Annotated in this window: 25 protein-coding genes and 1 pseudogene; 24 read left to right on the top strand and 2 right to left on the bottom strand. The window is 37.9% G+C overall.

From position 1 onward, the window contains the following. The 12 genes and pseudogenes from FBQ94_RS13960 to FBQ94_RS13905 all read left to right on the top strand — a co-directional run. Positions 1-291, top strand: a pseudogene (locus FBQ94_RS13960) (right-handed parallel beta-helix repeat-containing protein); the annotation flags it as partial. A 392-nt stretch (positions 292-683) separates the two neighbouring features. Continuing rightward, a complete protein-coding gene (locus FBQ94_RS13955) occupies positions 684-1,190 on the top strand; it encodes a GNAT family N-acetyltransferase (protein WP_007223116.1) in 507 nt (168 codons plus the stop codon). A gap of 202 nt (positions 1,191-1,392) precedes the next feature. Then, complete coding sequence (gene metG / locus FBQ94_RS13950) at positions 1,393-1,719, top strand: methionine--tRNA ligase subunit beta (RefSeq protein WP_007223115.1); 327 nt, start codon at positions 1,393-1,395, stop codon at positions 1,717-1,719. Positions 1,720-1,763: 44 nt separating this feature from the next. Further along, complete coding sequence (gene recN / locus FBQ94_RS13945) at positions 1,764-3,515, top strand: DNA repair protein RecN (RefSeq protein ID WP_051006235.1); 1,752 nt, start codon at positions 1,764-1,766, stop codon at positions 3,513-3,515. A 148-nt stretch (positions 3,516-3,663) separates the two neighbouring features. Next, positions 3,664-4,446, top strand: coding sequence for a pseudouridine synthase (locus FBQ94_RS13940; RefSeq protein ID WP_007223113.1), 783 nt, complete (start codon positions 3,664-3,666; stop codon positions 4,444-4,446). Beyond that, a complete protein-coding gene (gene thiC / locus FBQ94_RS13935) occupies positions 4,424-5,698 on the top strand; it encodes a phosphomethylpyrimidine synthase ThiC (protein ID WP_007223112.1) in 1,275 nt (424 codons plus the stop codon). The genes FBQ94_RS13940 and thiC overlap by 23 nt, the downstream gene beginning before the upstream one ends. A 155-nt stretch (positions 5,699-5,853) precedes the next feature. Beyond that, complete coding sequence (locus FBQ94_RS13930; protein WP_007223111.1) at positions 5,854-6,597, top strand: type 1 glutamine amidotransferase; 744 nt, start codon at positions 5,854-5,856, stop codon at positions 6,595-6,597. Positions 6,598-6,759: 162 nt separating this feature from the next. Next, on the top strand, positions 6,760-8,412 hold the full coding sequence (locus FBQ94_RS13925; RefSeq protein ID WP_007223110.1) for a phosphoenolpyruvate carboxykinase: 1,653 nt from the start codon (positions 6,760-6,762) through the stop codon (positions 8,410-8,412). A 76-nt stretch (positions 8,413-8,488) separates the two neighbouring features. Further along, positions 8,489-8,947 carry an RrF2 family transcriptional regulator gene (locus tag FBQ94_RS13920; RefSeq protein WP_007223109.1) on the top strand — a complete coding sequence of 153 codons (459 nt, stop codon included), beginning with the start codon at positions 8,489-8,491 and terminating at the stop codon, positions 8,945-8,947. 122 nt (positions 8,948-9,069) lie between these two features. Next, a complete protein-coding gene (locus tag FBQ94_RS13915; RefSeq protein ID WP_007223108.1) occupies positions 9,070-10,107 on the top strand; it encodes an ABC transporter substrate-binding protein in 1,038 nt (345 codons plus the stop codon). 71 nt (positions 10,108-10,178) lie between these two features. After that, complete coding sequence (locus tag FBQ94_RS13910; protein WP_051006254.1) at positions 10,179-11,066, top strand: ABC transporter ATP-binding protein; 888 nt, start codon at positions 10,179-10,181, stop codon at positions 11,064-11,066. A 177-nt stretch (positions 11,067-11,243) separates the two neighbouring features. Beyond that, complete coding sequence (locus tag FBQ94_RS13905) at positions 11,244-11,828, top strand: ABC transporter permease (RefSeq protein ID WP_007223106.1); 585 nt, start codon at positions 11,244-11,246, stop codon at positions 11,826-11,828. 2 nt (positions 11,829-11,830) lie between these two features. Here the strand turns inward: FBQ94_RS13905 and FBQ94_RS13900 are convergent, their stop codons facing one another. Continuing rightward, positions 11,831-12,022 carry a thioredoxin domain-containing protein gene (locus FBQ94_RS13900; RefSeq protein WP_007223105.1) on the bottom strand — a complete coding sequence of 64 codons (192 nt, stop codon included), beginning with the start codon at positions 12,020-12,022 and terminating at the stop codon, positions 11,831-11,833. A gap of 206 nt (positions 12,023-12,228) precedes the next feature. Here FBQ94_RS13900 and FBQ94_RS13895 point away from each other — a divergent pair, with 206 nt between their 5' ends. Then, a complete protein-coding gene (locus FBQ94_RS13895) occupies positions 12,229-12,513 on the top strand; it encodes a hypothetical protein (RefSeq protein ID WP_007223104.1) in 285 nt (94 codons plus the stop codon). 3 nt (positions 12,514-12,516) lie between these two features. After that, positions 12,517-12,957 carry a GatB/YqeY domain-containing protein gene (locus FBQ94_RS13890; protein WP_007223103.1) on the top strand — a complete coding sequence of 147 codons (441 nt, stop codon included), beginning with the start codon at positions 12,517-12,519 and terminating at the stop codon, positions 12,955-12,957. An 18-nt stretch (positions 12,958-12,975) separates the two neighbouring features. Here the strand turns inward: FBQ94_RS13890 and queA are convergent, their stop codons facing one another. Then, positions 12,976-14,052 carry a tRNA preQ1(34) S-adenosylmethionine ribosyltransferase-isomerase QueA gene (queA, locus tag FBQ94_RS13885; protein WP_007223102.1) on the bottom strand — a complete coding sequence of 359 codons (1,077 nt, stop codon included), beginning with the start codon at positions 14,050-14,052 and terminating at the stop codon, positions 12,976-12,978. A 275-nt stretch (positions 14,053-14,327) separates the two neighbouring features. Between queA and mraZ the strand changes: the two genes are divergently transcribed. From mraZ to murG, 10 genes are all read left to right on the top strand, one after another. Continuing rightward, positions 14,328-14,795 (top strand): division/cell wall cluster transcriptional repressor MraZ, encoded by a 468-nt coding sequence (gene mraZ, locus FBQ94_RS13880; protein WP_040544556.1) that lies wholly within the window; start codon positions 14,328-14,330, stop codon positions 14,793-14,795. A gap of 38 nt (positions 14,796-14,833) precedes the next feature. Next, positions 14,834-15,736, top strand: a complete 903-nt coding sequence (gene rsmH / locus FBQ94_RS13875; protein WP_007223100.1) for a 16S rRNA (cytosine(1402)-N(4))-methyltransferase RsmH — start codon at positions 14,834-14,836, stop codon at positions 15,734-15,736. A 1-nt stretch (position 15,737) separates the two neighbouring features. Continuing rightward, positions 15,738-16,109 (top strand): hypothetical protein, encoded by a 372-nt coding sequence (locus FBQ94_RS13870; RefSeq protein WP_007223099.1) that lies wholly within the window; start codon positions 15,738-15,740, stop codon positions 16,107-16,109. A gap of 55 nt (positions 16,110-16,164) precedes the next feature. Beyond that, entirely contained in the window at positions 16,165-17,886 is a 1,722-nt protein-coding gene (locus tag FBQ94_RS13865; protein WP_051006234.1) for a peptidoglycan D,D-transpeptidase FtsI family protein, read from the top strand. A 120-nt stretch (positions 17,887-18,006) separates the two neighbouring features. Further along, complete coding sequence (locus tag FBQ94_RS13860) at positions 18,007-18,303, top strand: hypothetical protein (RefSeq protein WP_007223097.1); 297 nt, start codon at positions 18,007-18,009, stop codon at positions 18,301-18,303. Beyond that, entirely contained in the window at positions 18,290-19,765 is a 1,476-nt protein-coding gene (locus tag FBQ94_RS13855) for a UDP-N-acetylmuramoyl-L-alanyl-D-glutamate--2,6-diaminopimelate ligase (RefSeq protein WP_007223096.1), read from the top strand. Before FBQ94_RS13860 ends, FBQ94_RS13855 begins: the two co-directional genes overlap by 14 nt. A 14-nt stretch (positions 19,766-19,779) precedes the next feature. Continuing rightward, the gene (locus FBQ94_RS13850) at positions 19,780-21,186 is read left to right on the top strand and encodes a UDP-N-acetylmuramoyl-tripeptide--D-alanyl-D-alanine ligase (RefSeq protein ID WP_007223095.1); all 1,407 of its coding nucleotides are present in this window, start codon (positions 19,780-19,782) and stop codon (positions 21,184-21,186) included. Between the two features lie 93 nt (positions 21,187-21,279). Beyond that, a complete protein-coding gene (gene mraY / locus FBQ94_RS13845) occupies positions 21,280-22,344 on the top strand; it encodes a phospho-N-acetylmuramoyl-pentapeptide-transferase (protein ID WP_040544553.1) in 1,065 nt (354 codons plus the stop codon). An 18-nt stretch (positions 22,345-22,362) separates the two neighbouring features. Beyond that, positions 22,363-23,565, top strand: coding sequence for a putative lipid II flippase FtsW (gene ftsW / locus FBQ94_RS13840; RefSeq protein ID WP_007223092.1), 1,203 nt, complete (start codon positions 22,363-22,365; stop codon positions 23,563-23,565). Positions 23,566-23,686: 121 nt separating this feature from the next. Further along, positions 23,687-24,811 carry an undecaprenyldiphospho-muramoylpentapeptide beta-N-acetylglucosaminyltransferase gene (gene murG / locus FBQ94_RS13835; protein WP_007223091.1) on the top strand — a complete coding sequence of 375 codons (1,125 nt, stop codon included), beginning with the start codon at positions 23,687-23,689 and terminating at the stop codon, positions 24,809-24,811. Positions 24,812-24,997 lie beyond the last annotated feature (186 nt).

Genomic DNA, 24,997 nt, shown 5'->3' with positions numbered 1-24,997 from the left:
TCGGTAGCCGGACCTAAGAACTATTTTTTTAGATCGTGGGAGGAGAAATTAGGAAGCAGTTCATACTATTTCAAAAGCCTTTCTGCGTTTAAATCATCAAAACTCTTTGATGCTTCCAGAAAATATTATGCACCTGGCTGGGAGAAGAATGGAACAGAAGCTAATCCTCAATTAGATAAAGATTACTATCCTGCCCCTGACGGCCCTGCGGCATATGGCGCTATACCATTACCATCTAGTTGGCCTGGTCTCGATGGTGGAGGATACCGGGGAGCGCTCCCTCCGCGCTAATCTTCCTTAAAGTTACTTGTGAAATACTCATGAAGCCCTCACAGATTGTGAGGGCTTTTATTTTTATAAGAATATATCTTCCTATTGTTAATTTCCTGAAATTATTCAACAAATCAAGAAATTAATAAAATAGTTTGTCATACTATAGATTTCATTATTTTCCCTTGATTTAGCCTATAAATGCTATTATATTGCAAAATAAAATCTTATAAAATATATACTATGGCACAATCTAAAGATGCGTATTGGTTTAGATATCAGTGTTATGTCGCGTAAGCATAATAATATCAAACGGCTCAAATCCATTCAGAAATTGTTTGAGCGGGAACTTATTTTAAAGAGCAGTCAGTAGACTGGCTATGAGTAAAATTTATTGACGAAGTATTATATCAATGCTCAAGTATCGTCATAACATCGCTCCAATCCATCTTCGCTCTGCTACAGTTCAGGATATTGCAGCAATTCTTGAATTAGAGACTGCCGGCTTTTCTCGCATTGAGGAGAGGTTTAACCAAAGGCAGGTTCAGCATTTGATTGCAAATCCTCGCGCAACTGTGATAGTAGCAGAAGGTAAGGGGCGGGTATTAGGATGGGCTGCAGGGCTAGTACGTCGCCATTCCAAATCAAATTCTGGCCGATTATATGCTGTGGCTGTGCATCCAGATGCACAGGGAAATTACATAGGACAAAGATTGGTTAGCCATATTCTAAATGCACTCGCTGTACGTGGTGTCCAACGTATTTTTCTTGAAGTCAATGCAAAAAATCAGGGAGCTATCAACCTCTATTACAAACTTGGCTTTATTGATCAGGAATATTTAGCTGATTATTATGGTCATGGTCACCATGGCATACGTATGGTAAGATTCATTTCCCCTAATCATTCTGAATCTGATTAGTCTGAAGAGTTCCAAATTACAACCATGCGCTCTTGGTTTAATTCATTGACACATCTTTTAAAAATAGTTATATTCATTACAATAAATAAGCCTTTTTACTATTGAATATGCATTGATAGTTAATGCAAAATAAAGTATTTTTTCAACGAGTACTATTATCATGTAAGACCTCTTTACTCTTAATCTTATGAAAGGTTTTGGTATGATTTCAATCGAAGATTTTTTGAAGATAGATTTGCGAGTTGCTGAAGTGAAGCATGCTGAGCCACATCCAAATGCTGACAAACTACTTATCCTGAAGATTGATGCAGGAGACGGTCTGGAAGGTAGGCAAATTGTTGCAGGGATCAGAAAAAATTACACACCTGAAGAACTTATTGGGAAAAGGATTATTATTGTAAATAACCTGGCGTCTGCGACTCTCCGGGGTGTTGAGAGCCAGGGAATGCTACTGGCTGCAAAGGATGGAGATCAGGTAGTAATTCTTACAACGGAAAAAGATATAAAATCAGGTGCTAAAATACAATAAAAGTTGTTACATCTTTATTTGCAGAAAATGGTAAAATAACCACCGTGCTGCAAGAGCTATATATAACTAATTTCGTATTAATTGATAAAGTTACCATTAAACTTTGTGAACGGTTGAACGTGTTTAGTGGGGCAACAGGCGTGGGAAAATCACTGGTAATCGGTGCCCTGAATTTTATCCTCGGTGGACGCGCAACTTCTGATATTGTACAGAGTGGAAAAGACGAAGCTACGGTAATCGCGAAATTCCATGCCAAGGATGAGAGTATTTTAAAGCAGATTAAAAGGGTTTCTGGCAATAATACTATTGAAGAGGAATTATTAATACAAAGAAGTATAGATACCAGTGGACGGAGTAGATGTCGCTTAAATGGTATTCCTTTAACGGTATCTATGTTAAAAGAGATTGGAGAGATATTGGTTAGTATTCATGGTCAGCACGAGCATGAAACCCTATTGCACGGAATCAACCAACTCTATATCTTAGATGACCTTGGAGGGATTTCTTCATTACGAGAAGATTTTTCAGAGGTGCATCAACAAGTTATAGAAAAGACAAAAATGCGTGATGTTCTGAGAAATAATCAGCAGGAACGAAGACAAAGAATGGATTTATATGCCTTTCAGATTGAGGAGATTGATAAGGCGCAACTTAGGGAAGGCGAAATAGAAGAGCTTGAAAAAGAGAAGAATATTTTAAATAATGCTGAAAAAATATATACCACAATAACCTCTTGTTACTTGCACCTCTATGAATCTCCTGACGCTGTTGTTTCAAGGTTAAAATCCGTTGTCAAAGAACTACAATCCATTGCAAAACTTGATGAAACCTTGTTAAAGATATTCGATGTCTGTAATCAATTACTTTATCAAACAGAAGATGCGGCCTTTTCTTTAGGGAAATTTAGAGATAGTTTTAATTACGATCCTCAAAGATTAGAATATATTGAAGAACGTTTAAATACGATTCGAAAGTTAAAGATGAAATATGGAAATACGATAGAGGAGATTCTATCATATCATGATGAGATCCAAGTAAAACTGAAGCAACTTTCTGAAGAAAAAACAACGGCTGAGCAGGTTGATGAAGAGTTAAAAGTATTATCAGATTTCTTAAGACAAAAGGGATGTGAATTAACTCGAAAGCGAGTCGCAACGGCTAATAAATTAGCCCCTTTAATAGATAAAGAACTCCATGAATTAGGTATGCCTCATGGCAAATTTCTTGTTCAAATAACATCTCCCTTCTTGCCTGATGGGGGAAATTCACAAGCCTCAAATGCCCATAGCTATGGTTTTGATCAAATTGAATTTCTCATTTCACCTAACCCTGGGGGAGATTTAAAACCACTCAGGAAAATTGCCTCCGGCGGTGAAATATCACGAGTCATGCTTGCCTTGAAGCATCAGTTAGCCAAAGTAGATAAGACGTCGGTGCTGGTTTTTGATGAGATTGATGCTAATATCGGTGGTAGGATGGGGGAAGTAATTGGTGAGAAATTGAGTAGTATAGCAAAATCTCATCAGGTAATCTGTATTACCCACCTTCCCCAAATTGCTTGCTATGCTGATGAACAATGGAAGGTAAATAAGTTCGTAAAGGATAACAAAACATACTCTGTTATTGAAAACCTATCAAGTGATGCCCGTCTTGAAGAGATCGCAGATATGATCAGAGGCAGTGAAAAAACAGATATTACCAGAAAACAAGCTCAGGAAATGTTGCGTGATGCGAAAAAGAAGATAAAAAGTAAAAATGTAATGAAGAATAATCTAACCACGAGCGAACACGAATAGACACAAATAAAACAAAAAAGACATAAGATCACGTAAGGTAAGAAAAGGAAACGAGGCGCTTAATCAATAGTATGCCAAGGGGTGGTTATAGAATTTTACAGAATACAACTTGCCGTGTTTATTCGTGGCTAATTTTTAAGGAATATTCATGCTAGAACGATTGCAAAAGGTATTAGCGGAGGCAGGGGTTGGCTCACGCCGTGAATGTGAAAAAATCATTACTTCCGGAAGAGTAACTGTGAATGGACAGCCCATCACGACCCTGGGTACATCTGTTAATGCAGAAAAAGATAAGATTTATTGTGATGGAATATTGGTACGGAAACAACCCAAGATTTACTATTTACTCAATAAGCCCAAAGGTTATGTATGTACAAATCGGGACGAGCTTGATCGTCTGAAGGCAATTGATATACTGAATAATATAACTCAAAGGATATATACAGTCGGAAGACTGGATAAGGAAAGCGAAGGTCTTATTGTTTTAACAAATGATGGCGATTTTGCCAACAAACTATCTCATCCGCGGTACGAGGTTAATAAAACGTATTTTGTAGAGGTAGATGGCTATTTGACTGACCAGGCAATCAAGTCATTGGAATCCGGTGTTTGGCTTTCCTTTGGCAAGACGCGGCCAGTGAGAATTAAAAATGTACATAAAGGAAAATTGAGAAGCAGGTTTGAGATGATGTTAAAGGAAGGCAAAAATAGAGAGATTCGTCGTATGCTCGCCGATCATGGATATAAGGTGCGTATTTTACGGAGGATAAAAATTGGCAATCTGTCCGATTATAATTTGAAAATCGGTAAATACCGAAAACTGACCGGACGTGAAGTGGCTCAGCTTTATGCATTTGCTGAAAGGGAACACACGAAGGGTCAATCTAAGGATAAAGATCGAGGAAAATATGACACAGCTACAAAAAGCTAGACAAAATATCATAACACAGGAAATGAGACAGGTTGCAAAAGAGGAAGATCTTGACCCTGAATATATAAAGCTGCGTATTGCCGAAGGCAAGATTGTTATTCCTGTGAATCACAAACGCAGGGCTACAAAGGTTTGTGGTATCGGTGCAGGACTTAAAACAAAAGTTAATGCCAATATAGGGACTTCGGCCGATTATGCTGATATTGTGAACGAGCTGGAAAAATTACGGGTAGCGGAAGAAGCAGGCGCTGATGCAGTAATGGACCTTAGCACCGGCGGCGATTTGCGATCGATACGAAGAAGGATTATAGAATCAACCGTTCTTACGGTAGGCAGCGTACCAATTTATGAGGCAGCCGTCAAGGCTGTTCAGCATAAACATACAATAGTAGATATGACTGCGGAAGATATGCTCGATGCGGTAAGATTACACTGCGAGGATGGCGTGGATTTTATTACCGTTCACTGCGGCGCCACGAGAGGTGTACTCAAGCATCTGAAAGAAAATAAACGTATTTGTGGCGTTGTAAGCCGTGGCGGGACATTTTTAGTAGAATGGATGGTCCACAACGGCAGGGAGAATCCTTTCTATGAAGAATATGATGAGATATTGGCTATAGCGAAAGAGTATGATGTGACGCTTAGCCTTGGAGATGCCATGCGGCCAGGAGCTCTGGCCGATGCATTCGACCGTGCGCAAATTTACGAACTAAATGTTCTTGCAGAACTAGCCCAAAGGGCACTTGATGCCAATGTACAAGTTATGGTAGAAGGGCCTGGACATGTGCCTTTAAATCAAGTGACCGCGCACGTGCAATTACAAAAGGAACTCTGTAAGGGAGTGCCTTTTTATGTGCTTGGGCCGATTGTAACAGATATTGCTCCCGGATATGACCATATTACCTCTGCTATTGGGGGAGCTATAGCAGCAGCAGCAGGAGCTGACTTTTTATGTTATGTAACACCAACGGAACATTTGAGTCTGCCCAATCCAACTGATGTAAGAAATGGTGTAATGGCAGCAAGGATTGCTGCTCACGCTGCCGATATTGTGAAGGGTGTTAAATCAGCGTGGGAATGGGATAAAAAGATGTCGCATTATAGGAGAAAAAGGGATTGGCAGGGCCAATTCAACACCTGTATAGATCCCATAGTGGCTAAAAATATCCGTGAAAGAGGACGGCCTCAAAATGATGAGGTCTGTTCTATGTGTGCAGAGTATTGCGTATTCAAGCTAAGTGACAAGGCATAGAAAAATTGTAGAGACGTCCGATGGGCCGTCTCTTTATGAAATAAAGGAACACTCCATTTCAAGAAAAGATACGCTAACCTTAAAATTCCAGTATAATGTGTTTCAGTTTCACTTTCCAGATTATGGGTCCTATAATTTAACGAGGAGCGTTAGCAATGATAGTATTCATAAAACACATAACGATTGAGGGTCCTGGTACTATAGCGGATTTTTTGGCAGACAACAGGATACCATCAACGGTTATTGATCTCTCACAGGGAGATAGATTGCCTAAATTAGAGAAATCCTTTCAATCACTTATTTCTCTTGGCGGACCCATGAACGTGTATGAGGAAGAGAAATATCCGTTTCTGAGAGACGAGGGTCTCTTACTCAAAAGGGTAATTGAAGAGGAAGTTCCATTTTTGGGAATTTGTTTAGGTGCACAACTTATTGCAAAAGCAACAGGCGCCAGAGTAACGAAAAATCCTGAAAAAGAAATTGGATGGTACAAAATCGTATTGAATGATTACGGATTACATGATGATTTATTTAGAGATTTTTCAGAAGTATTTAAGGTATTTCAGTGGCATGGCGATACCTTTGGTATACCTGAAGGAGGAAGAAGATTAGCCTTTTCAGAACTCTGTCAGAATCAGGTATTAAAATATGGCCGGAATATTTATGGTATCCAATTCCATGTAGAGATAACAAAGGACATGATCATTCAATGGGCCGATGCCTATGCTAAGGAACTAGAATCTCTCAAGGGTATTGTCTCTGATAAACAGAAAATGATAGCAGATTATAACACCGGAGAAAAACCTTACATGAAACAAGCTGAACAGTTTTACGTCAACTTCTTTACTATGGCAGGCCTGTTGAAGAGAAAGCATTTTTCTTTTTCACAATCAATATAGTGGCTCGTATTTCCTTTCTTTGTAAAGTTGGATACTGTTGTTATTTCAGTGAAAACAGAAAGCCATATAGGAATAGAGGAAATTACATCTTTAATAATAAGCCAATTTTAGATTGGTGCTTAATAGCGTTATACTCAGGTAAATTTATTTGGGGAATTCGAAATGCCGATAATATCTTCTCTCACTGAGGAATTTGAGGTAGTAAAACGGATTGTAGAATCTTTTAAGGAATCTCCGAATGTTATTAATTCCACCGATTGGACTTTACGACGCAGCGCAGAGAGGTTTGCCTCATTCACGAAATTTGGCAATGTGGCCGTTCATTCCACCGTAAAAAATCGTAGCGCGAAGGTAACTGTATATGTGGGGAGCGATGCTGTTCGTTTAAAAACACTCAATGCTCAGCAAAATGAGATTATGAATAATTTACCGAAAACGTTAGCTCTGGTTGAAGACTATGTTAAACGAGCGCCTTTCGTAAGAATTAGTAGAACGATGGGGAATAATAGCGAATTTTCCCCGAGTTGTACTATCTATGTTTCTATCCAAAGACCTGAGATGATCCGGCTTGCTTATATGACATGGGCGACTCTTTTTTCACCGAGACCTGATGGAAAACTAAAACAGTATATTGTTTATATCCCTGAGTGGCAGGAGGCGGAACGACAAATCCTCGTTTTCCCGGAGATTAGTACCACGATTGTGTTAGGAAGTGATTATTATGGCGAGTCCAAGAAAGGGTTCTTGAGAATGGCGATGTGGAATGCCAAACAGAAAGGGATGCTGGGTCTTCACGCAGGTTCGAAGATCTTAAAGGCAAGGGGAAGTGATGGGCGTCTCCGGAGATATGGGATGCTTATCTTTGGAATGAGCGGCACAGGGAAAACGACACACACTTGCCATACCCATGACTTACATGGTAAAGATGAAGGTATTGAGATATTACAAGATGACGTGGTGTTCCTGAAGAAAGACGGCTCTGCTTATGGATCAGAGCGCGGGTTCTATTTAAAAACAGAAGGGCTGGACCCGGTTACTCAACCGATAATTTATAAAGCAACAACATCGCGTGACGCCGTCTTTGAAAATGTTATGGTCGATTACGAGGGTAATCTTTATTTTAATGATGATACCTTAACGAGTAATGGACGTGGGATTATGATGCGCGAAGATCTCCATCCGTATATTTCAGATACTATTAACTTACCACCCATTGATGAAGTTGATGGGCTTATAATTGCCTTTATTACGCGCCGTCATACCGTTGTACCGCTTGCCGTTAGACTTACCTCTGAACAGGCGGCTGCAGTGTTCATGCTAGGTGAATCTATTGAAACATCGGCTGGTGATCCAAGACGTGCAGGGGAATCGATTCGGGAAGTAGGTACGAATCCTTTTATCATAGGGGATAAATCATATGAAGGAAATTGGTTCTATGATTTTGTTAAAAGGCATGAGCGCAAGGTACATTGCTATCAGTTAAATACCGGTGGTCTTGGAGAGATTATCGAAAAACAGTCAGATGGTGGAAAGGTAACGAAGCGCAAGGTGCAGCGAGTGGAAATTCCGGAGATGTCATCCATTATTCGGGGCATTGTACGTGGTACTAACATATGGGGTAAAGATAAATACTGGAACCTTGAAGTTCCTTCATTTATTGAGGGTGTAGATTTATCTAAATACGATGTTGAAAAATTTTATAGTGTTGATGATATTATAAAACAGGTGTCAGATTTACGATGTGAGCGTGTCGAATATATAGAAAAATTCAATACTTTGGATAAAGCAATTATTACTGCTGCAAAAATAATGTAAAATTAGTTGACATTTCGTATTCTTTTATTATAATGTCTACTAGTTTTATATAACTTGTTCCTCATAGAGAATATTTATGAAACTCTCTAAAAAAAGTGATTATGCCCTTCGTGCAATGATTTATCTTGCGATGAATTATCAGAAGGGAACCCTGCAGATTAAAGAGATTTCTGCAAAGGAAAGGATACCACAAAAATTTTTAGAAAATATACTTCTTACATTAAGAAAAGTAGGCATACTCAATAGTAAGATGGGTCTTAAGGGTGGTTATGAATTAGCAAGATCACCTGACCTCATTACTTTAGGTGAAGTGATTCGAGCACTTGATGGGGCAATTGCACCGGTAAACTGCGTAAGTAAGATGGCCTACAAGCCGTGTTCGGAGGAAGTCAACTGTGTAATACGGAGTGTGATGATGGATATTCGAAATGCTATAACTGATGTATTAGATACCATGACCTTTGCGGATATGTGTAAACGTGCTAAAGAATCGTTAGATAAGAAAGAGAGCGATGTCTTTACTTATGCAATATAAAAAATTTTAACTAAATGTCTACCAATATGGTAGATTTTGTGAATTTTTACTAATCCATGGCTTTCCAGGTTCGTGTTTTAATGATTTTATAATTTATGAATAAATTGGGATAAAAGAAGAGAGTGAAGATTTTAAGATTTTTTGGTGTTTTGTTACTTTTGTTCTTTTTTATTATACATGGTATTGCCTGTTCGAAGAAGGCCAATAATTCTGTAATCCGTGTTGGGTATTTTCCGAATATTACTCACGCACAAGCGGTTCTTGGATTAGCCAACGGTACTTTTGCATCTTACTTAGGGCCTGAAATTAAGATAAAGACTACCCTTTTTAATGCAGGCCCATCTATCATTGAGGCAGTATTTTCCGGGGATATCGATATTGCATATGTTGGTCCCAGTCCTGCTATAAATGGGTATGTACGGTCAGGCGGTAAGGCGTTCAAGGTAGTTTCTGGTGTAGTAAGCGGTGGGGCGTTGTTTATTGTAAGGCCGGACTCTGGAATGGAAAAGGCTGCCGATCTTTCTGAAAAGCGTATTGCATCACCACAGCTTGGAAACACACAGGATATTGCCCTTCGGGAATATCTGAGAAAAAGTGGTTTGAAACCTCGAGAAAGGGGAGGGACGGTTAATATCCTGCCTTTACGTAATCCTGATATATTGAATCTTTTTATGAGAAAACAAATTGATGGAGCTTGGGTGCCAGAACCGTGGGGAACCAGACTCGTTATCGAGGGAAAAGGTAAGATTTTTCTTGATGAGAAAAGCTTATGGAAAGATGGTCGTTTCTGTTCAACGCTGATAATTGTCGGGACAGAATTTTTACAGAAACATCCTGATTTAGTAAAGCAGTGGTTAGGGGCACATGTTAGAATAAGCCAGTGGATTAATCAACACCCTAAAAGAGCAAGGAAGATTATTTGTAAGCAGATTAAGGCCATTTCTGGAATACAATTACCGAAAGAAGTAATTGACGGTGCTTTTTCAAAATTAGAAATTACGTATGATCCTATTGTCCTCTCCCTGGTTTCTTATGCGGAGATGGCGTATAATGCTGGCTTTTTAGGGAAGAAGATGCCTGATTTATCGGGTATGATCGATTTGCGTTTACTTAATGAAGTGCTTAAGGAGAAATCGTTGCCGCTTGTGGATGAACGATAGAAAATAATTTATGGCTATTGGGAGGTAGTAACGTCGTGTCAGAAAGCATAGGAATTGATAGTCTCGTAGAGTTGGATTATACAAATGTCAAAACCGAAGTACAAACATCTACGAAATTATGTATTCAACATTTATCTAAATCGTTCCAGTCAAAGAATGGAAAGGTTTATGTATTAGAAGATATAAACCTTGAAATACGGCAAGGGGAATTTGTATGTATCGTCGGACCTTCCGGATGTGGAAAGACGACTCTTTTAAACATTGTTGCAGGACTTGAGAAGGCAGATTCCGGAGAGATATGGGCTAACGGCCGTAGAGTAAATGGCGCAGGAACGGACCGGGTTGTTATATTTCAAGAGGCCGCTCTTTTTCCATGGATGAATGTGATAAAAAATGTTGAATTTGGGCTAAAATTAAAGGGCGTTAACGGTAGTGAAAGGAGAAGTACAGCGATTGAATATCTTAAAATGGTTCATTTGTCAAAATTCCAGAATTCACATGTGCATGAACTTTCCGGCGGAATGAAGCAGCGTGTCGCTATAGCAAGAGCCCTTGCGATGAATCCGGAGATGCTTTTGATGGACGAGCCCTTTTCGGCGCTCGATGCACAGACAAGATGGATACTTCATTTTGAATTACAGAATATATGGTTAAAAACAAAAAAAACAATCTTGTTTATTACCCATAATATCCGGGAGGCTGTATGTTTAGCAGACCGGATAATAGTCCTTTCCACCACACCAGGAAAAATTAAGAAAGAATTTTTGGTTGATTTACCAAGGCCTCGTGATGATAATGATGTAAATGTAGCGGAGTATTCTACATGGGTTATGAAAGAGCTGAAAGCGGAGATCAATAAAGTTGTGCAGTGCGAGATGGATATCGATTCTTGTGTCGAGTGTGACATAAAATGTACAACAGACGAACCAGCAAAAATGGATATTGGTGGAGGGATTTGATACATGTACAGTATCTTTAAAAAAGTGATATTCTTTACCCTGTTACTTGGGATTTGGGAGTTATTATTTCGGTTGGCAATATGGCCAGAATATGTTCTTCCTTCCCCCGTTTCAGTATACAAAACCCTGATTCATGGGTTTCAAGATCAAACGTTCCTTATAGGGATAGCGATTAGTATGAAAAGAATTGCTATTGGATATGGGATTTCCATCGTCATCGGTGTTCTTTTGGGTCTGCTTATTGGAAGAATTCGGATTTTCGAAGAAACGCTTGGTTCTTTAATCTCGGGCTTACAAACATTACCTACAATTTGCTGGCTACCCCTGGCACTACTTTGGTTTGGCTTAAATGACAAGGCCATTATATTTTTAGTTGCTATGGGCGCTGTGCTTTCTATTACCATTGCAACAGATGCGGGAATTAAAAGTGTTCCTCCTCTCTATATTCGCGCAGCAAAGACTATGGGAGCAAGAGGATTGAATTTGTACTTTGAGGTTATTCTCCCTGCTGCTCTTCCCTATATCATTACAGGGATGAAGCAAGGATGGTCTTTTGCCTGGCGTTCATTGATGGCTGGTGAGTTGTTAATTGTATGCCTTGGGCTGGGGCATCTTTTAATGATCGGAAGAGAATTAAATGATATGAGCCAGGTTATCGCCGTAATGATTGTAATTATTATTATTGGTATTTTAGTCGACCGCTTGTTTTTTGTTAAAATGGAAAAGCATATAAGAGAACGCTGGGGTTTAGCTAAAGGTTAAAATTACATATCTACCTCTACCGGTAGTTCCATATTTTGCATTGAAGCTTGTACCAAAGCTTCACGGTCGATTTCATCATCTGGCCGCTTAATCCGGTCTGCATCCCTTTCGATAAATTGTACACCTTCAGTCTTGTATTTCTTTTTTAAAGACTCACATTTCGGACAATTTTCGGCCGTATATAGGTATTTCATTACCAATCTCCTGTAACAGATTTATTGTATCTATTGTAATAATTCATGTTAAAATATAAAATGCTATTGTACTAAAAGGTTTAATTCTTTCAAGAGCAATTTTCTTACTATGCTAATGTTTTTGAATCGGACTGGGGATCCTGATAATTGTTTGATTCGAAAAATTTTATGTGCTAATATTTCTAAGAATTTGGAAAGGGTGAGTTATGAGATTTCTTGGATTAATTATTGCAGCAGGAGTGGCTGTTTGGGTGTATATGGATGCTAAAAACAGAGGGTACAAAACTCTTACCGCTGTAGGCTGGATGTTAGGGGTATTTTTTCTGATGATTGTGTTTTTACCGCTCTATCTGGTAGTAAGAGCAAAGCAGGTTAAAAGAGTAGAAATCTTAACACCTTGTAAGTATTGTGGTAAATATTACGAGGGCGCACCCTTGTATTGTCCCAATTGTGGACATAAAGTTGGGGGATATTCATTTAAAGAGGAATAGATCATGAATTTGAAAGATCGGATAACAGAAGACTTAAAAACGGCTATGAAGGCACAAGATAAATTAAGGACATCGGTATTGCGTATGATGCTTGCTGATGTTAAGATTGCCGATACATCTGGTAAACCAAAAGATCAAATTGATTATACTGAGGTCGTTCGTGGATATTATAAGAAACTCAAAAAAACTTGCGAAGAATATGAAAGATTGCATCTGCCTGAGAAGGTAAAGGAATTAGATAGAGAGATTGCAATTGTCGAGGAATACCTGCCGGAACAACTCTCAGATGATGAGATTAAAAAAATCGTTAGTGAAGTTATTGAAAGTAATAAGTTTACTGCAAAAGAGATGGGAGCAGCAATGAAATTAATTATGAGCAAACATGGCAGTGTCTTAGACGGAAAAAAGGTACAAATGTATTTAAGGGAAAAATTAGGAAGTTGATAAATTCTTACTTTTCCCCTAAATAATCATCATGCAATCTCCATAGCTAAAAAAACGATATCCTTTACTTTTGGCTATTTCGTAAGCATTCATGATATTTTCCCTCCCTGCAAAGGCAGAGACTAATAATAATAGTGTGGTTTTCGGGAGATGAAAATTAGTAAGTAAAATATCAACATACTGAAAATGATAAGGAGGGTGTATAAATAAACTTGTCCAACCAGAAAGTTGTGGTGCTTTACCATTCACGGCAACCGTTTCGAGAACGCGACATGCGGTACTTCCCGTAGCGATTACACGGTTATTTTTTTCTTTCGTCTTCTTTATTTTTTTAACAACTTCTTCAGAACATTCATAATATTCTTTATGCATCTGATGGTTTCGGATATCTTCTGTTTTAATGGGCAGAAAAGTACCTAAACCTACATGGAGGGTAATAAATTCTATTTCTGTTCCAAGTGTCTTTATATTCTTAAGAATATTTTGACTAAAATGCAAACCCGCTGTTGGAGCTGCAATAGCGCCTGCTTTTTTGGCAAATACCGTTTGATATCGTTCTTGATCCAGCGAATATAATGCGTTGCTGTCTTTCTTGCGTTTTATATAGGGAGGCAGAGGCATTTCTCCTATTTTATTCATAATTCTTTTTATATCAACATCTTTATTAAACTCTACATACCATGCACCATCTTCTGATCTTCCGAGTAAATTTACAGAGATTATCTTGCTATCAATACGTATTTCTTCTTTTTCTCTTAATTTTGCCCTTGATTTTATTAATACCTTCCATTGATTCTCTTCTAACTCTTCTATAAATAGCAGTTCAATTGAAGCGCCACTGGTCTTGTTTCCTCGTATGCGTGCTGGAATTACCTTGGTATTATTGAGAACCAATAAATCCCCATCGGAAAGATAATCAGTAATTTCATAAAATTTACGGTGTTCTATTTTACCTGTATTCCGATAGAGTATCAAAAGTCGCGCATCATCCCGATTTTCCAACGGTTGCTGTGCAATTAAGTCTTTTGGAAGATCATAATCGAAATCGGCTAATTTAGTACAGATTTCAACTGACTTAGGTACAATAACATTCATTAAAATTATCATACATTATTTTAGACAGCTAATCAATGTTATAAGCCTTATGAGTTAAAAAAATAAGTTTAAGTATTTCTTTAAAAATATTTAAAGTATTATACAATATATAGTATATCTATATTTTAAAAAATACATCTAATTGTATGCAAGGATACCTTGATTTTATTCTCTGTAAAGTAACAAGAAAAATACTTCTTGACAAATATCTAAAAAAGTTTATTGTCATTACGGTAAGTGGTATTAAGTGGTGAAAAGTGGGGGAAAATTTATAAATGTTCACCGGGGAATACCATCACACAATTGATGACAAGAATAGACTAGCCATACCGGCTCCTCTACGTGAGGGTATCAACATAGAGGTAGAAGGTAAGGGATTTTTTATAACTCGAGGACTAGATACGTGTCTGTTCATGTATACACCCAAAGTATGGCAGAATGTCGTTTCAAGGATCGAACAACTCTCTTTTACTAATAAAAAGGCGCGTCAATTCCAGCGCCTTTTTTTTTCTAAAGCGCAGAAAATTCCGGAATGTGACCCGCAAGGTCGTATACTGATTCCTCAATATTTGAAAGATTTTGCTAAGATTCAAAAGAATATTGTGATTGTAGGGGTACATAGCCGTATTGAGATTTGGGATGAAAAAAGATGGAAGGATTTTGAGTTGGAATATGAGAAAGCATTTGAAGAGATTGCAGAGGATTTATTTCAATTTAACCGTTCTTCAGACGAAGCGGAGTAAGTACTTTACCATGTTTTATAAAAGTTTCATGTAATAAAATGGATGATCTGGTAAATAACCCTCCTCACATACCGGTAATGATTGAAGAGGTGCTAAATTATTTATGTTTGAAGCCAGGACAAATCATATTGGATGGTACAGTAGGAAGTGGCGGGCATGCAAGTAAAATAATAGAAAAAGTCAAACCAAATGGACTTTTGATTGGCATCGATAAGGACTTGCAAATACTGTACATAGCTAAAGAATATTTATCAAAAATAAATAATACTATAGGTAAGTTTTATCATGCCGATTATTCCGATGTTGATGAAGTATTGCGACAAGCAGGGGTTGACAAAGTACATGGTGTTTTACTTGATTTGGGAGCCTCTTCGCTACAATTTGATTGGGCAGAACGTGGTTTCAGTTTCTCAAAAGAAGGCCCGCTCGATATGAGGATGGATCGATCAAGAGGCGTTACAGTGCATGATCTGATTCAGAGGCTTTCTGAAAAGGAACTGGAAGAATTATTGAAGAAATACGGAGAGGAGCGATGGTCGAGAAGAATTGCGCGTGCTATACTAAGAGCAGAAAAAGAGACAGGGATTACTTCAACAAGACAATTGGCTGCTATAATCGAGCGAATTGTTCCTGTCGGCAAAAGTAAAATTCATCCTGCTACCAGGACATTTCAGGCATTGAGAATTGCTGTAAACAGAGAATTGGATAGTTTAGGAAATTTTTTGGATAAAATTCATCATTATATGTTTGCCGGGGCTCGTATTGTGATTATTAGTTTCCATTCCCTTGAAGACCGAATTGTGAAGAACAAATTCGTAGAAAAAGCGAATCAGGGGATATTTAAGATACTTACAAAAAAGCCTATAAGTCCAGGTGAAGCTGAAATAGAAAAAAACATAAGATGCAGAAGTGCAAAACTTAGAGCGGCAGAAAGGATTTAATATGGGTATAGCAAGGATATTGTTGATGTTTTTTATCACTATTATGATGGCAACACTCGTGGTATGGGAGAGAAATAAAATTGTAGAAATAGGATATCAAGTAGCTAAGTTACAAAAGGATTGTGCCGAATTGTCGGAAAAGAGTAGAAAGGTGAATTATCATGTCAGTCGTTTATTATCACCTGACATTATTGCCTATAAGATACAGATACTCAAGTTGCCTCTCATTCCCCAGGGAGATTTACCAGCGATATTGGTAGCAAGGCAAGTAAATAGAGAAAGAAATGCAACGGGATTAATAAAAACAAGCTTGACAGAAGATTTATATACACAAAAAGTGCCCCTATTAAATTGCTGTTCATTACATAATTAGAAGGTTTGATCTTACATTATCCGCTTAATTTATATAATTTTATAAAATTACCAACGTGTTGCCTTTAAAAAAACATAGGTTTTGGGTAAATAGTATTGGTGTTTTTTTCATCGCAGTTTTTATCTTCCTTGCTATTCGTTTAGCGGGTATTCAAATAATTGATCATGATAAATATACAAAACTAGCCAAAGCGCAGCAGTGTAAGAAGATTGAGCTACCCGCAAGAAGAGGTTCAATCTTAGACCGGAATGGAAATACACTTGCAGAATCTTTACAAGTAGGTTCTATTTATGCTGACCCTACTGAAATTGAAGACATCCCTCATGTAGCATATCATCTCAGTAAGATTTTAAAGCTTAACTCCTCAAAGTTAATCAAACTGCTGAATAAAGATAAGCGATTCGTTTGGATTAAGCGAAAGATAGGTGATGAAGAACTTCGTGCAATAGCAAAGTTGTCATTAAAAGGTGTTTATATGAGTCACGAATATCACCGGTTTTATCCCAATCAGCAATTAGGAAGTCATGTCCTTGGATTTACCAATATTGATGAGAAAGGAATAGAAGGTATTGAATTATCATTTGATGATATGTTATCGGGGAAATCGGGATATAAACTCATTTTCCGAGATGCACTGCAGCGCCAGATTATCACACCGGACTCAAAGGTGCAATTGCCTAGGCATGGAAATACTGTTGTTCTGACAATTGATGCTAATATTCAGCATATCGTTGAAGAAGAATTAGGGATTGCCTGTGAGAAGTGGATGCCTTCCTCCGCAACAGCAATTGCTATGGATCCGATGACAGGTGAAGTGCTTGGTATGGCCAATTATCCTACCTATAATCCGAATCATTTCAAGAAATATCATTCAAATAACCGGAGAAATCTTGCTATTACCGATTGTTATGAGCCTGGTTCGTTAATGAAACCTATTGTACTTTCAGGCTTACTGGAAGAAGGTATAGTAAGACCTGATGATGTTTTATTTTGCAATAATGGTGTTTATGAAATAAAAGGCAGAACTCTTCATGATACTCACGGAGGTCATGGCAATCTTACTGTTGCTGAAATTATTTCTTATTCAAGTAATATTGGAATGGCCAAGTTAGGAATGCTTATGGGGATACAAAAGATGTATCAATATCTTAAGCAGTTTAAATTTGGAGAAAAGACGGGAATTGAACTACCAGGGGAAATCGGAGGTATCTTCCGTCCAGCTAAGCAGTGGTCAGACACCTACTCTCTGGTATCTATTTCGATAGGACATGAGGTTGCTGTTACACCATTGCAGTTTATTACAGCTTTTTGTGCTATCCCGAATGGAGGGGTATTACTGAAGCCGAGTATTATAAAGTCAATGGTAAGTGACGATAATAAAATAAAAGAAGAATTTCAACATCCGCAACTTGTTCGAAGGGTAATGAATGTAAATATTGCACGTAATATGATGAATCCTATATTGATGAAGGTTGTTACGGAAGGTACTGGAAAAAGTGCAAATCTATTTGAGTATGATATTGCCGGGAAGACAGGTACGTCACAAAAAACTTCTGATGAGGGAAAACGATATTCTCACGAAAAATATGTGGGTTCTTTTATTGCCTATGCTCCTGCAGACCAGCCCCGTATTTGTGTATTGGTAATGATTAATGAGCCTCAGAACGGTGCATATTACGGCGGTACCGTTGCGGCTCCTGCGGTGCGGGAAATTATTCGAAGGTCGTTGCTCTATCTTGGAGTTGAGCCTTTAAAATTCCAGATGGCGATGCAATAATTGCGGATTATGTATGCTTTTTAAAAGCAATGTAAGGGCAATGGTAACGGCTAAGAAAAGAATCATGAAATATTTTTTGTTTTTGTTACGATAATCATCTTAGTAAACAGGAAGACGAAGATGAAAGACAAAGAAATTGAAAAACAAAATTTTATTCTATGGTATAGTCTTTATGCAACAGAAAAAGAACTGGAAGTAGCTCGTACTACCAACAGGGAAACGCTGGACAGGCTCCTAAAGGAATATGCTGAAGAAGTTGATAAAATCGATAAAACAAAGTGTTTCTACGAACGGATTACTCAATCAGGAAGTAAACGGACACAGGGTTTTGATGCAACACTAAAAATTGATTATTCTTCGTCAGAGAAAAATAACCTATTTGAAGAGGATTCGGCAGCAGAACATGAAATTACGTGAGCTTTGTTCCTGTCTAAAAAGATACAAATCTTATGATTTTGTGGAGAAGGATGTGTGCGGGATAACACAGGACTCTCGTAAAGTCAAAAAGGGTTGTGTGTTTGTTGCAATCAAAGGTCATAAGCTGGATGGGCATGATTTCCTTGTTAAGGCAATAGAAAAAGGGGCTGTAGCTCTTGTTGTTGAGAAAAGAAGTGAAGTTGCTTTGCAAATACCTCAAATTATCGTGCCGGATACACGCCAGGCTCTGGCATGTATGAGTAATCATTTTTATGATGAGCCCTCTTCCAAAATGATAGTAACTGGCATTACAGGAACAAACGGTAAAACAACAACATCCTATCTTACAAAATCAATTATTGAGGCTTCTGGCAGTGAAGCTGGTCTTATTGGGACCATTCAATATCAAATTGGAAAGAGAGTTATTCCTGCTCAGGAAACGACTCCTGAATCTGTTGAAATACAGAGTTATCTCTCACAAATGCTTAAATCTGATATACGGTACGCTGTGATTGAAGCGTCTTCTCATGCCTTATCCCAACACCGGTTAGATGGTATTCATTTCAGTTCTGCAATTTTTACAAATTTATCTGCTGAACATCTTGATTACCATGAAAATATAAAAAGTTATAGAGAAGAAAAACTAAAATTGGTAAAAAAATTAGATTCAGGGGCAATGACTGTACTGAATGCTGATCATAATATGAGTAGGTATTTTGCACAGTGTACGAAGTCACGGGTAATTTGGTATGGTATAAAGAGAAAGAATGCCGATGTGATAGCAGAGGATATCCATTTGGGTAATGATACAACAAGGTTTTTACTCAATTCTCCCTGGGGGAAAAAGACGATCCATCTAAAATTGGTGGGAAAACACAATATTTATAATGCGTTAGCATCTGCTGCAAGTACTTTGGCGCAAGGGTTTACAATCGATACAATAAAAACAGGCATCGAATCTTTACCTATGGTTCCTGGTCGATTGGAGAAAATTGATTGTGGACAGGATTTTCTTGTTTATATTGATTATGCCCATACACATCAGGCGTTGCAAGTAATTTTGAGCACTCTCAGAGAGATAACAACCCGACGTATTTTACTCGTCTTTGGATGCGGCGGAGACCGGGATAGAAAAAAAAGACCTAAGATGGGGCATATCGCAGAAAAATATTCCGATCTTTTCTGGATAACAAGCGATAATCCCCGTTCTGAGGATCCTTGTAGTATTATTCATGAAATTCAAAAAGGGTTAAGCAGTAAAGCTGCCTTTCGCATACAACCTGATAGAAAAAGCGCTATTGAAGAAGCCCTTTTAGAAGCAAAAAGCGGAGATGTTGTAATTATTGCAGGCAAAGGCCATGAGCAATATCAGATATCAAAAGATACTATGACTCCTTTTCATGATCATGAGGTTGTAAGACATAGATTACAAAATAATTTAATAGCAAATTTTAATAGCTAAGGTAATAGGTAAGTATGGAAACCATATCTTTTGAAGAAGCTGCCAAAGCCGTTAATGGACAACTGACATTTGCAGATAAAAATGCCAGAATAAGAGGTGTGTCAACTGACAGTCGGAATGTTCAAAACGGTGATCTGTTTTTCGCAATTCCGGGAGAACATTTTAATGGCCATCAATTTATTGTCCAGGCGATAGATGACGGAGCTATAGGTGTGGTTGTTTCCCGCGAGCATACCTTGGACTTGAAGGGCAGGAGTTCTTCTATAATTCAAGTAGCAAATACTATAACGGCTTTAGGTGATTTGGCAAAATATTATCGTCAAAAATTGGGTACACGGATTATCGGTATTACGGGAAGTAATGGAAAAACTACTACAAAAGAAATGACATACCACTTATTGTCGTGTTTTAGCCCGACGGTAAAATCACAGAAAAGTTTCAATAATTTTATCGGTGTGCCGATAACGATATTTGAAATAGAAAATAAGCACCGGTATGGTGTTCTTGAGATGGGTACGAATGCCCCTGGTGAAATTTTACGTCTTTCTGAAATTAGTAATCCAGAGATTGCTGTAATTGTTAACATCTCAAAAACTCATTTGGAGGGACTCGGAAGTATTGAAGGTGTTGCCCGGGCAAAAGGCGAAATATTAGAGAATATCCGGACTGGCGGTGTGTTTGTATACAATATTGATAATCCATGGTGTATTACGATTGCTGACCGGTATAAGGGAAAGTCTGTAAGCTTTGGTTTTAATCATCATGCACAGATAAGATGTACAGATGTAAAGAAGAAAAATACAGGCTATATGATAACAATTAATGGCTATTTAGATGTTTATATTCCGATTCCTGGAGATCATAATATAAACAACTGTCTGGCATCTTTTGCAATCTGCTATGCATTAGGTCATGATCTCCGTGATCTAAAGGATGCTCTTTCCTCTTTTAAATTGCCCTCGATGAGAATGGAACAGCAGTGTATAGGAAATATTACCGTTATTAATGACGCATATAATGCAAATCCTGAATCGGTAAATGCTGCTTTGCAGTATCTTGGTGAAATCAATACGAGGAATAGAAGGGTTTTCATCTGTGGAGATATGTTAGAGTTAGGGAAAGAATCATATCAGCTACACAGAGAAGTTGGAGAGAAGGTGGCTCGTCTTAATATTGATGCGTTATGGACAGTGGGAGAGCATGCATGTGATATTGCAAGGGCTGCAAAGTTATCCGGTATGCCGGAAAGCCGGATCATGAGTTTTAAAGAGGTTGCGGATATTTCAGCATCCGAAATAAATACTCTGAAAGAGGATGATACCGTATTAATTAAAGGCTCCAGGGGTATGCATATGGAAAAAATTATTGAGAAATTTAGGGAATTTTTTCTTAAACAGGAACTGAGTCATAACTGTTTTTAACGGAAAAAGAATTATTGATAAAAAGAGAATGTATCAATTATTTCAAAGATAATTGACTTAAGAGATAATGAATAATTAACGAGGTTAAGAGACTTGCTATACCATTGGTTTTCATTAGAAATATTTGAATCCGTAGCTTTTCGTTTATGTTTCGCTGCTTTTACAGCATTTTTCATCAGTATTTTTTTTGGTCATTGGTTCATCAAGAAACTCAGATCATTGAAGATTGGTGAAGATACGACAAAAACGGATTCCGAAGAACTAAAACGTATGCATTCCAGTAAAAAAAATACCCCTACTATGGGAGGAACGATTGTAATTGTTGCTATTCTTATCTCTACTTTACTCTGGTGTAACGTTTATAATGGGTATGTCCTTTTATTAATGTTTACGCTGATATGGTTTGGCGCTCTTGGGTTCATTGATGACTATATCAAACTAACACAGAAAGACGCACCAGGTTTAAGTGATATGTCAAAATTCTTATTTCAATCGGCATTGGGACTCGTATTAGGGTTAATTTTATATTTTCATTTTAATAAATTCACGTGGGGTACACAGATAGTAATTCCTTTTATAAAAGAATTTAAACCTGATTTAGGACCTTTTTATATACTAGTCGTTACCTTCTTTATTGTGGCGATGTCAAATGCTGTGAATCTTACTGATGGGCTGGATGGATTAGCGATAGGGTGCAGCATTATAGCAGGCGCTGTTTTTACTGTTATTGCTTATATTTCGGGGAATGTAGATTTCAGTAATTATCTGAATATTCCTTATATTGCAGGAAGTCAGGAATTGAGCGTTTTTTGTGCTGCACTTGCAGGAGGAGGTTTAGGATTTTTATGGTATAACTGTTTTCCTGCTCAGGTTTTTATGGGTGATACAGGTTCATTAGCATTGGGAGGCGTACTGGGGCTCGTTGCTATTATTGTAAAACAAGAAGTGGTAATGATTGTTATCGGAGGTATCTTTATTGCTGAGACAATTTCTGTCATCATGCAAGTTTCCTTCTATAAAATGACAAAGAAGAGAATTTTTCGTTGCGCGCCCCTGCATCATCATTTCCAGTTCAAAGGGTTGTCTGAAACAAAAGTTACTTTCCGGTTCTGGATTATTGCAGTTCTCCTGGCCGGATTCAGTTTTATTTTATTGTAAGATTAAAGGAGTTTGTTGGTGAAACCCTGGCATTTTATTATATATATCATGGTTGCACTCTTAGGGTTTAGCATTGTTACCGTATACAGTACTGATATGGTGACTTTTGGAGTAAAAGGAAGTAGTTATCAATTTATGAAACATCTTTTATGGATAGGTGTAGGCTCAGGGTTGTTGATAATAATAGCAAAGGTGGATTATCATTATTTACAGAAATTCAGTGTGCCCATTCTTGTTGTGTCTGGTATTCTTCTCCTGCTGGTATTGGTGCCAGGAATAGGCACTGTTACCAATGGTGCACGGAGATGGATACGATTGAGTTCGATGTTTGGCATCCAGCCATCAGAGTTTGCGAAACTAGCAATGATACTCTATATTTCGAATCATATTGCAGAAAATTACGACCGTATGTCCAAATTTATGTATGGGTTCATAATACCCATCAGCGTTGTAGCATTAATAAGCGGTCTCATAGTTATTGAACCTGATTTCGGAACTGCTGCATTTATTGCACTATTATCTTTTATTATGCTTATTGTTGGTGGAACGAGGATCATTTTTATTTCTTTTATGATCATAGCTGCGGTACCATTTCTTCATAAAATGTTATTTGAGGTCTCATATCGAAAAGACAGACTCATGGCCTTTTGGAACCCATGGGAAGATCCTTCCGGGACAGGGTATCACGTAATTCAATCGTGGATTGCCCTTGGTTCCGGTGGTTTGACAGGTTTAGGGATTGGAAACAGCAAGCAAAAACTCTTCTTCTTGCCAGAAAGCAGTAGCGATTTTATCTTTACCATTATTGGTGAGGAGTTTGGTTTCCTTGGGGTGATAGTTGTTATAAGTTTATTTATATTATTACTATGGCAGGGGTTAAAAATTGTACATTCAGCCAAGGATATATTTGGCTTCTTTTTGGGGCTTGGGATTACCATAATGTTTGGATTGCAAGCGATTATTAATATTGCAGTTGTTTCTGGCATGATGCCAACAAAAGGTATCCCTTTACCTTTTGTTAGTTCAGGAGGATCGTCTCTTTTATTTTCAATGGCAGGGATTGGTATATTGATCAATGTGGCAAGACATTCTGCGCCAGGAGAAAATTTACCGGTATCTGTTGACAATATGGACTCTCTTCAAGATACAGAGAATAAGCCGCCAGTTTTCATGAGGATTTATCATAAGATCGCTGCTAAAATAGCAAATTTCTCCTGGTAACAGAGTGGAATTATATAGCAAATCATGCAGGTAAATTATACACACATAGTTATCTTATGATACATTCTGTATATTTATTTTTTATAGAATGTATTCATGAGAAGGAAAAGGGGTAGAGAAAATGAAAGTAATTTTTGCAGGGGGCGGCACTGGCGGGCATCTCATGGTTGGATTGAGTACCGCAGAAGAAATTCGGTTCCGGTTTCATGATGCAAAAATTGTATTTTTTGGAACGGGAAAAGAATTTGAGAAGCGATGTGTAGAGCAACGGGGATTCCAATTTCGGCAAACGAGTGCAAAAGAATGGAAGAAATCATGGAAACATATATTTACCTTTGTAGGTGCTCTGTTTATAGGTGTTGTAGAATCCTTAGTTGAGATGAGAAAATTGAAACCTGATATTGTGATTGGTTTAGGCGGGTATGCATCTGCTGCGCCAATTATTGCTGCAAAATTGCTTAGTATTCCATCGGTATTGCTTGAACAAAATGTAATTCCCGGCAAGGCGAATCGATTTTTATCCAGGTGGGTTGACGAGATATATTGCCATTGGCGAGGGTCTGTTAAATGGTTCAGCAAGGCAAAGATTGTTCGTGTAACAGGGACACCGATTCGAAAGGATATTTTATACAGCAAAAAAATGTGCCCTTCAGGGAAATTCGGATTAAGTCATTCTAAGAAGACGCTGCTTATTACCGGTGGGAGTCAGGGAGCACAGGCTATTAATGAAGTTATATTGAGATGTTTACCCAGATTAGAATTATTATCAAACGAATTACAAATAATCCATTGTACCGGTGAATATAGTTATAAAACGGTAAAAGCAGCATATGAACAAACGAAAATAGATGCATTTGTATGTAGCTTTCTCGACGATATGGGTAGTGCTCTTACTATGGCAGATTTAATTGTTTGTAGAGCGGGTGCAACTACAATTGCTGAAATTACTGCAATAGGTATTCCTGCTATATTAATACCATATCCATATGCTGCCGACAATCATCAATACTGGAATGCAATGGAATTAGTAAGCAATGGTGGAGGGTATTTGTTACAGCAATTTGATCTGACGCCTGAAAAACTCATAGAACTTATTACCGATCTCCTTCATAATAAGGAAAAATATGATAGGATGAAGATGTTTAATAAAGGGATGGGAATTCCTAATGCAACAGTCTGTGTCGTTGATAGTATATGCAGGGTGATTAGTCTAAAAAACGCTGAATTTGTACTTACTATAGGGTAACTTAATATCTCTTGATTAGGCTTATATGGTTCCTTAATCGTTTAAAAAAGTATCGAAATAGAGTATTGGTTGGTAATTACGATAGAGGAGGGGAAAATCCAGCAAATTTATCAAAGGGGAAGCGGGCATGCAAGCATATATGGGGCCGTTAGAGAATCAGTTTAATTATCGTCCTTCAAGTGGGCA

The organism is Candidatus Jettenia sp. AMX1 (genome assembly GCF_030263775.1).
Lineage (GTDB): Bacteria > Planctomycetota > Brocadiia > Brocadiales > Brocadiaceae > Jettenia > Jettenia caeni.
The sequence above is the reverse complement of the archived record's forward strand: the minus strand, read 5'-3'. Positions and strand labels throughout refer to the sequence as shown.

What these genes read in the sequence shown, in the direction of transcription:
- thiC (WP_007223112.1), top strand. Translation starts at nt 4,424, where the DNA reads ATGACACAGCTACAAAAAGCTAGACAAAATATCATAACACAGGAAATG.
- FBQ94_RS13855 (WP_007223096.1), top strand. Translation starts at nt 18,290, where the DNA reads ATGAAATTACGTGAGCTTTGTTCCTGTCTAAAAAGATACAAATCTTAT.
- FBQ94_RS13850 (WP_007223095.1), top strand. Translation starts at nt 19,780, where the DNA reads ATGGAAACCATATCTTTTGAAGAAGCTGCCAAAGCCGTTAATGGACAA.
- murG (WP_007223091.1), top strand. Translation starts at nt 23,687, where the DNA reads ATGAAAGTAATTTTTGCAGGGGGCGGCACTGGCGGGCATCTCATGGTT.
- FBQ94_RS13940 (WP_007223113.1), top strand. Translation starts at nt 3,664, where the DNA reads ATGCTAGAACGATTGCAAAAGGTATTAGCGGAGGCAGGGGTTGGCTCA.
- FBQ94_RS13925 (WP_007223110.1), top strand. Translation starts at nt 6,760, where the DNA reads ATGCCGATAATATCTTCTCTCACTGAGGAATTTGAGGTAGTAAAACGG.
- mraZ (WP_040544556.1), top strand. Translation starts at nt 14,328, where the DNA reads ATGTTCACCGGGGAATACCATCACACAATTGATGACAAGAATAGACTA.
- FBQ94_RS13905 (WP_007223106.1), top strand. Translation starts at nt 11,244, where the DNA reads ATGAAAAGAATTGCTATTGGATATGGGATTTCCATCGTCATCGGTGTT.
- metG (WP_007223115.1), top strand. Translation starts at nt 1,393, where the DNA reads ATGATTTCAATCGAAGATTTTTTGAAGATAGATTTGCGAGTTGCTGAA.
- FBQ94_RS13930 (WP_007223111.1), top strand. Translation starts at nt 5,854, where the DNA reads ATGATAGTATTCATAAAACACATAACGATTGAGGGTCCTGGTACTATA.
- queA (WP_007223102.1), bottom strand. Translation starts at nt 14,052, where the DNA reads ATGAATGTTATTGTACCTAAGTCAGTTGAAATCTGTACTAAATTAGCC.
- FBQ94_RS13920 (WP_007223109.1), top strand. Translation starts at nt 8,489, where the DNA reads ATGAAACTCTCTAAAAAAAGTGATTATGCCCTTCGTGCAATGATTTAT.
- rsmH (WP_007223100.1), top strand. Translation starts at nt 14,834, where the DNA reads ATGGATGATCTGGTAAATAACCCTCCTCACATACCGGTAATGATTGAA.
- FBQ94_RS13900 (WP_007223105.1), bottom strand. Translation starts at nt 12,022, where the DNA reads ATGAAATACCTATATACGGCCGAAAATTGTCCGAAATGTGAGTCTTTA.
- FBQ94_RS13895 (WP_007223104.1), top strand. Translation starts at nt 12,229, where the DNA reads ATGAGATTTCTTGGATTAATTATTGCAGCAGGAGTGGCTGTTTGGGTG.
- FBQ94_RS13860 (WP_007223097.1), top strand. Translation starts at nt 18,007, where the DNA reads ATGAAAGACAAAGAAATTGAAAAACAAAATTTTATTCTATGGTATAGT.
- FBQ94_RS13870 (WP_007223099.1), top strand. Translation starts at nt 15,738, where the DNA reads ATGGGTATAGCAAGGATATTGTTGATGTTTTTTATCACTATTATGATG.
- FBQ94_RS13890 (WP_007223103.1), top strand. Translation starts at nt 12,517, where the DNA reads ATGAATTTGAAAGATCGGATAACAGAAGACTTAAAAACGGCTATGAAG.
- FBQ94_RS13955 (WP_007223116.1), top strand. Translation starts at nt 684, where the DNA reads ATGCTCAAGTATCGTCATAACATCGCTCCAATCCATCTTCGCTCTGCT.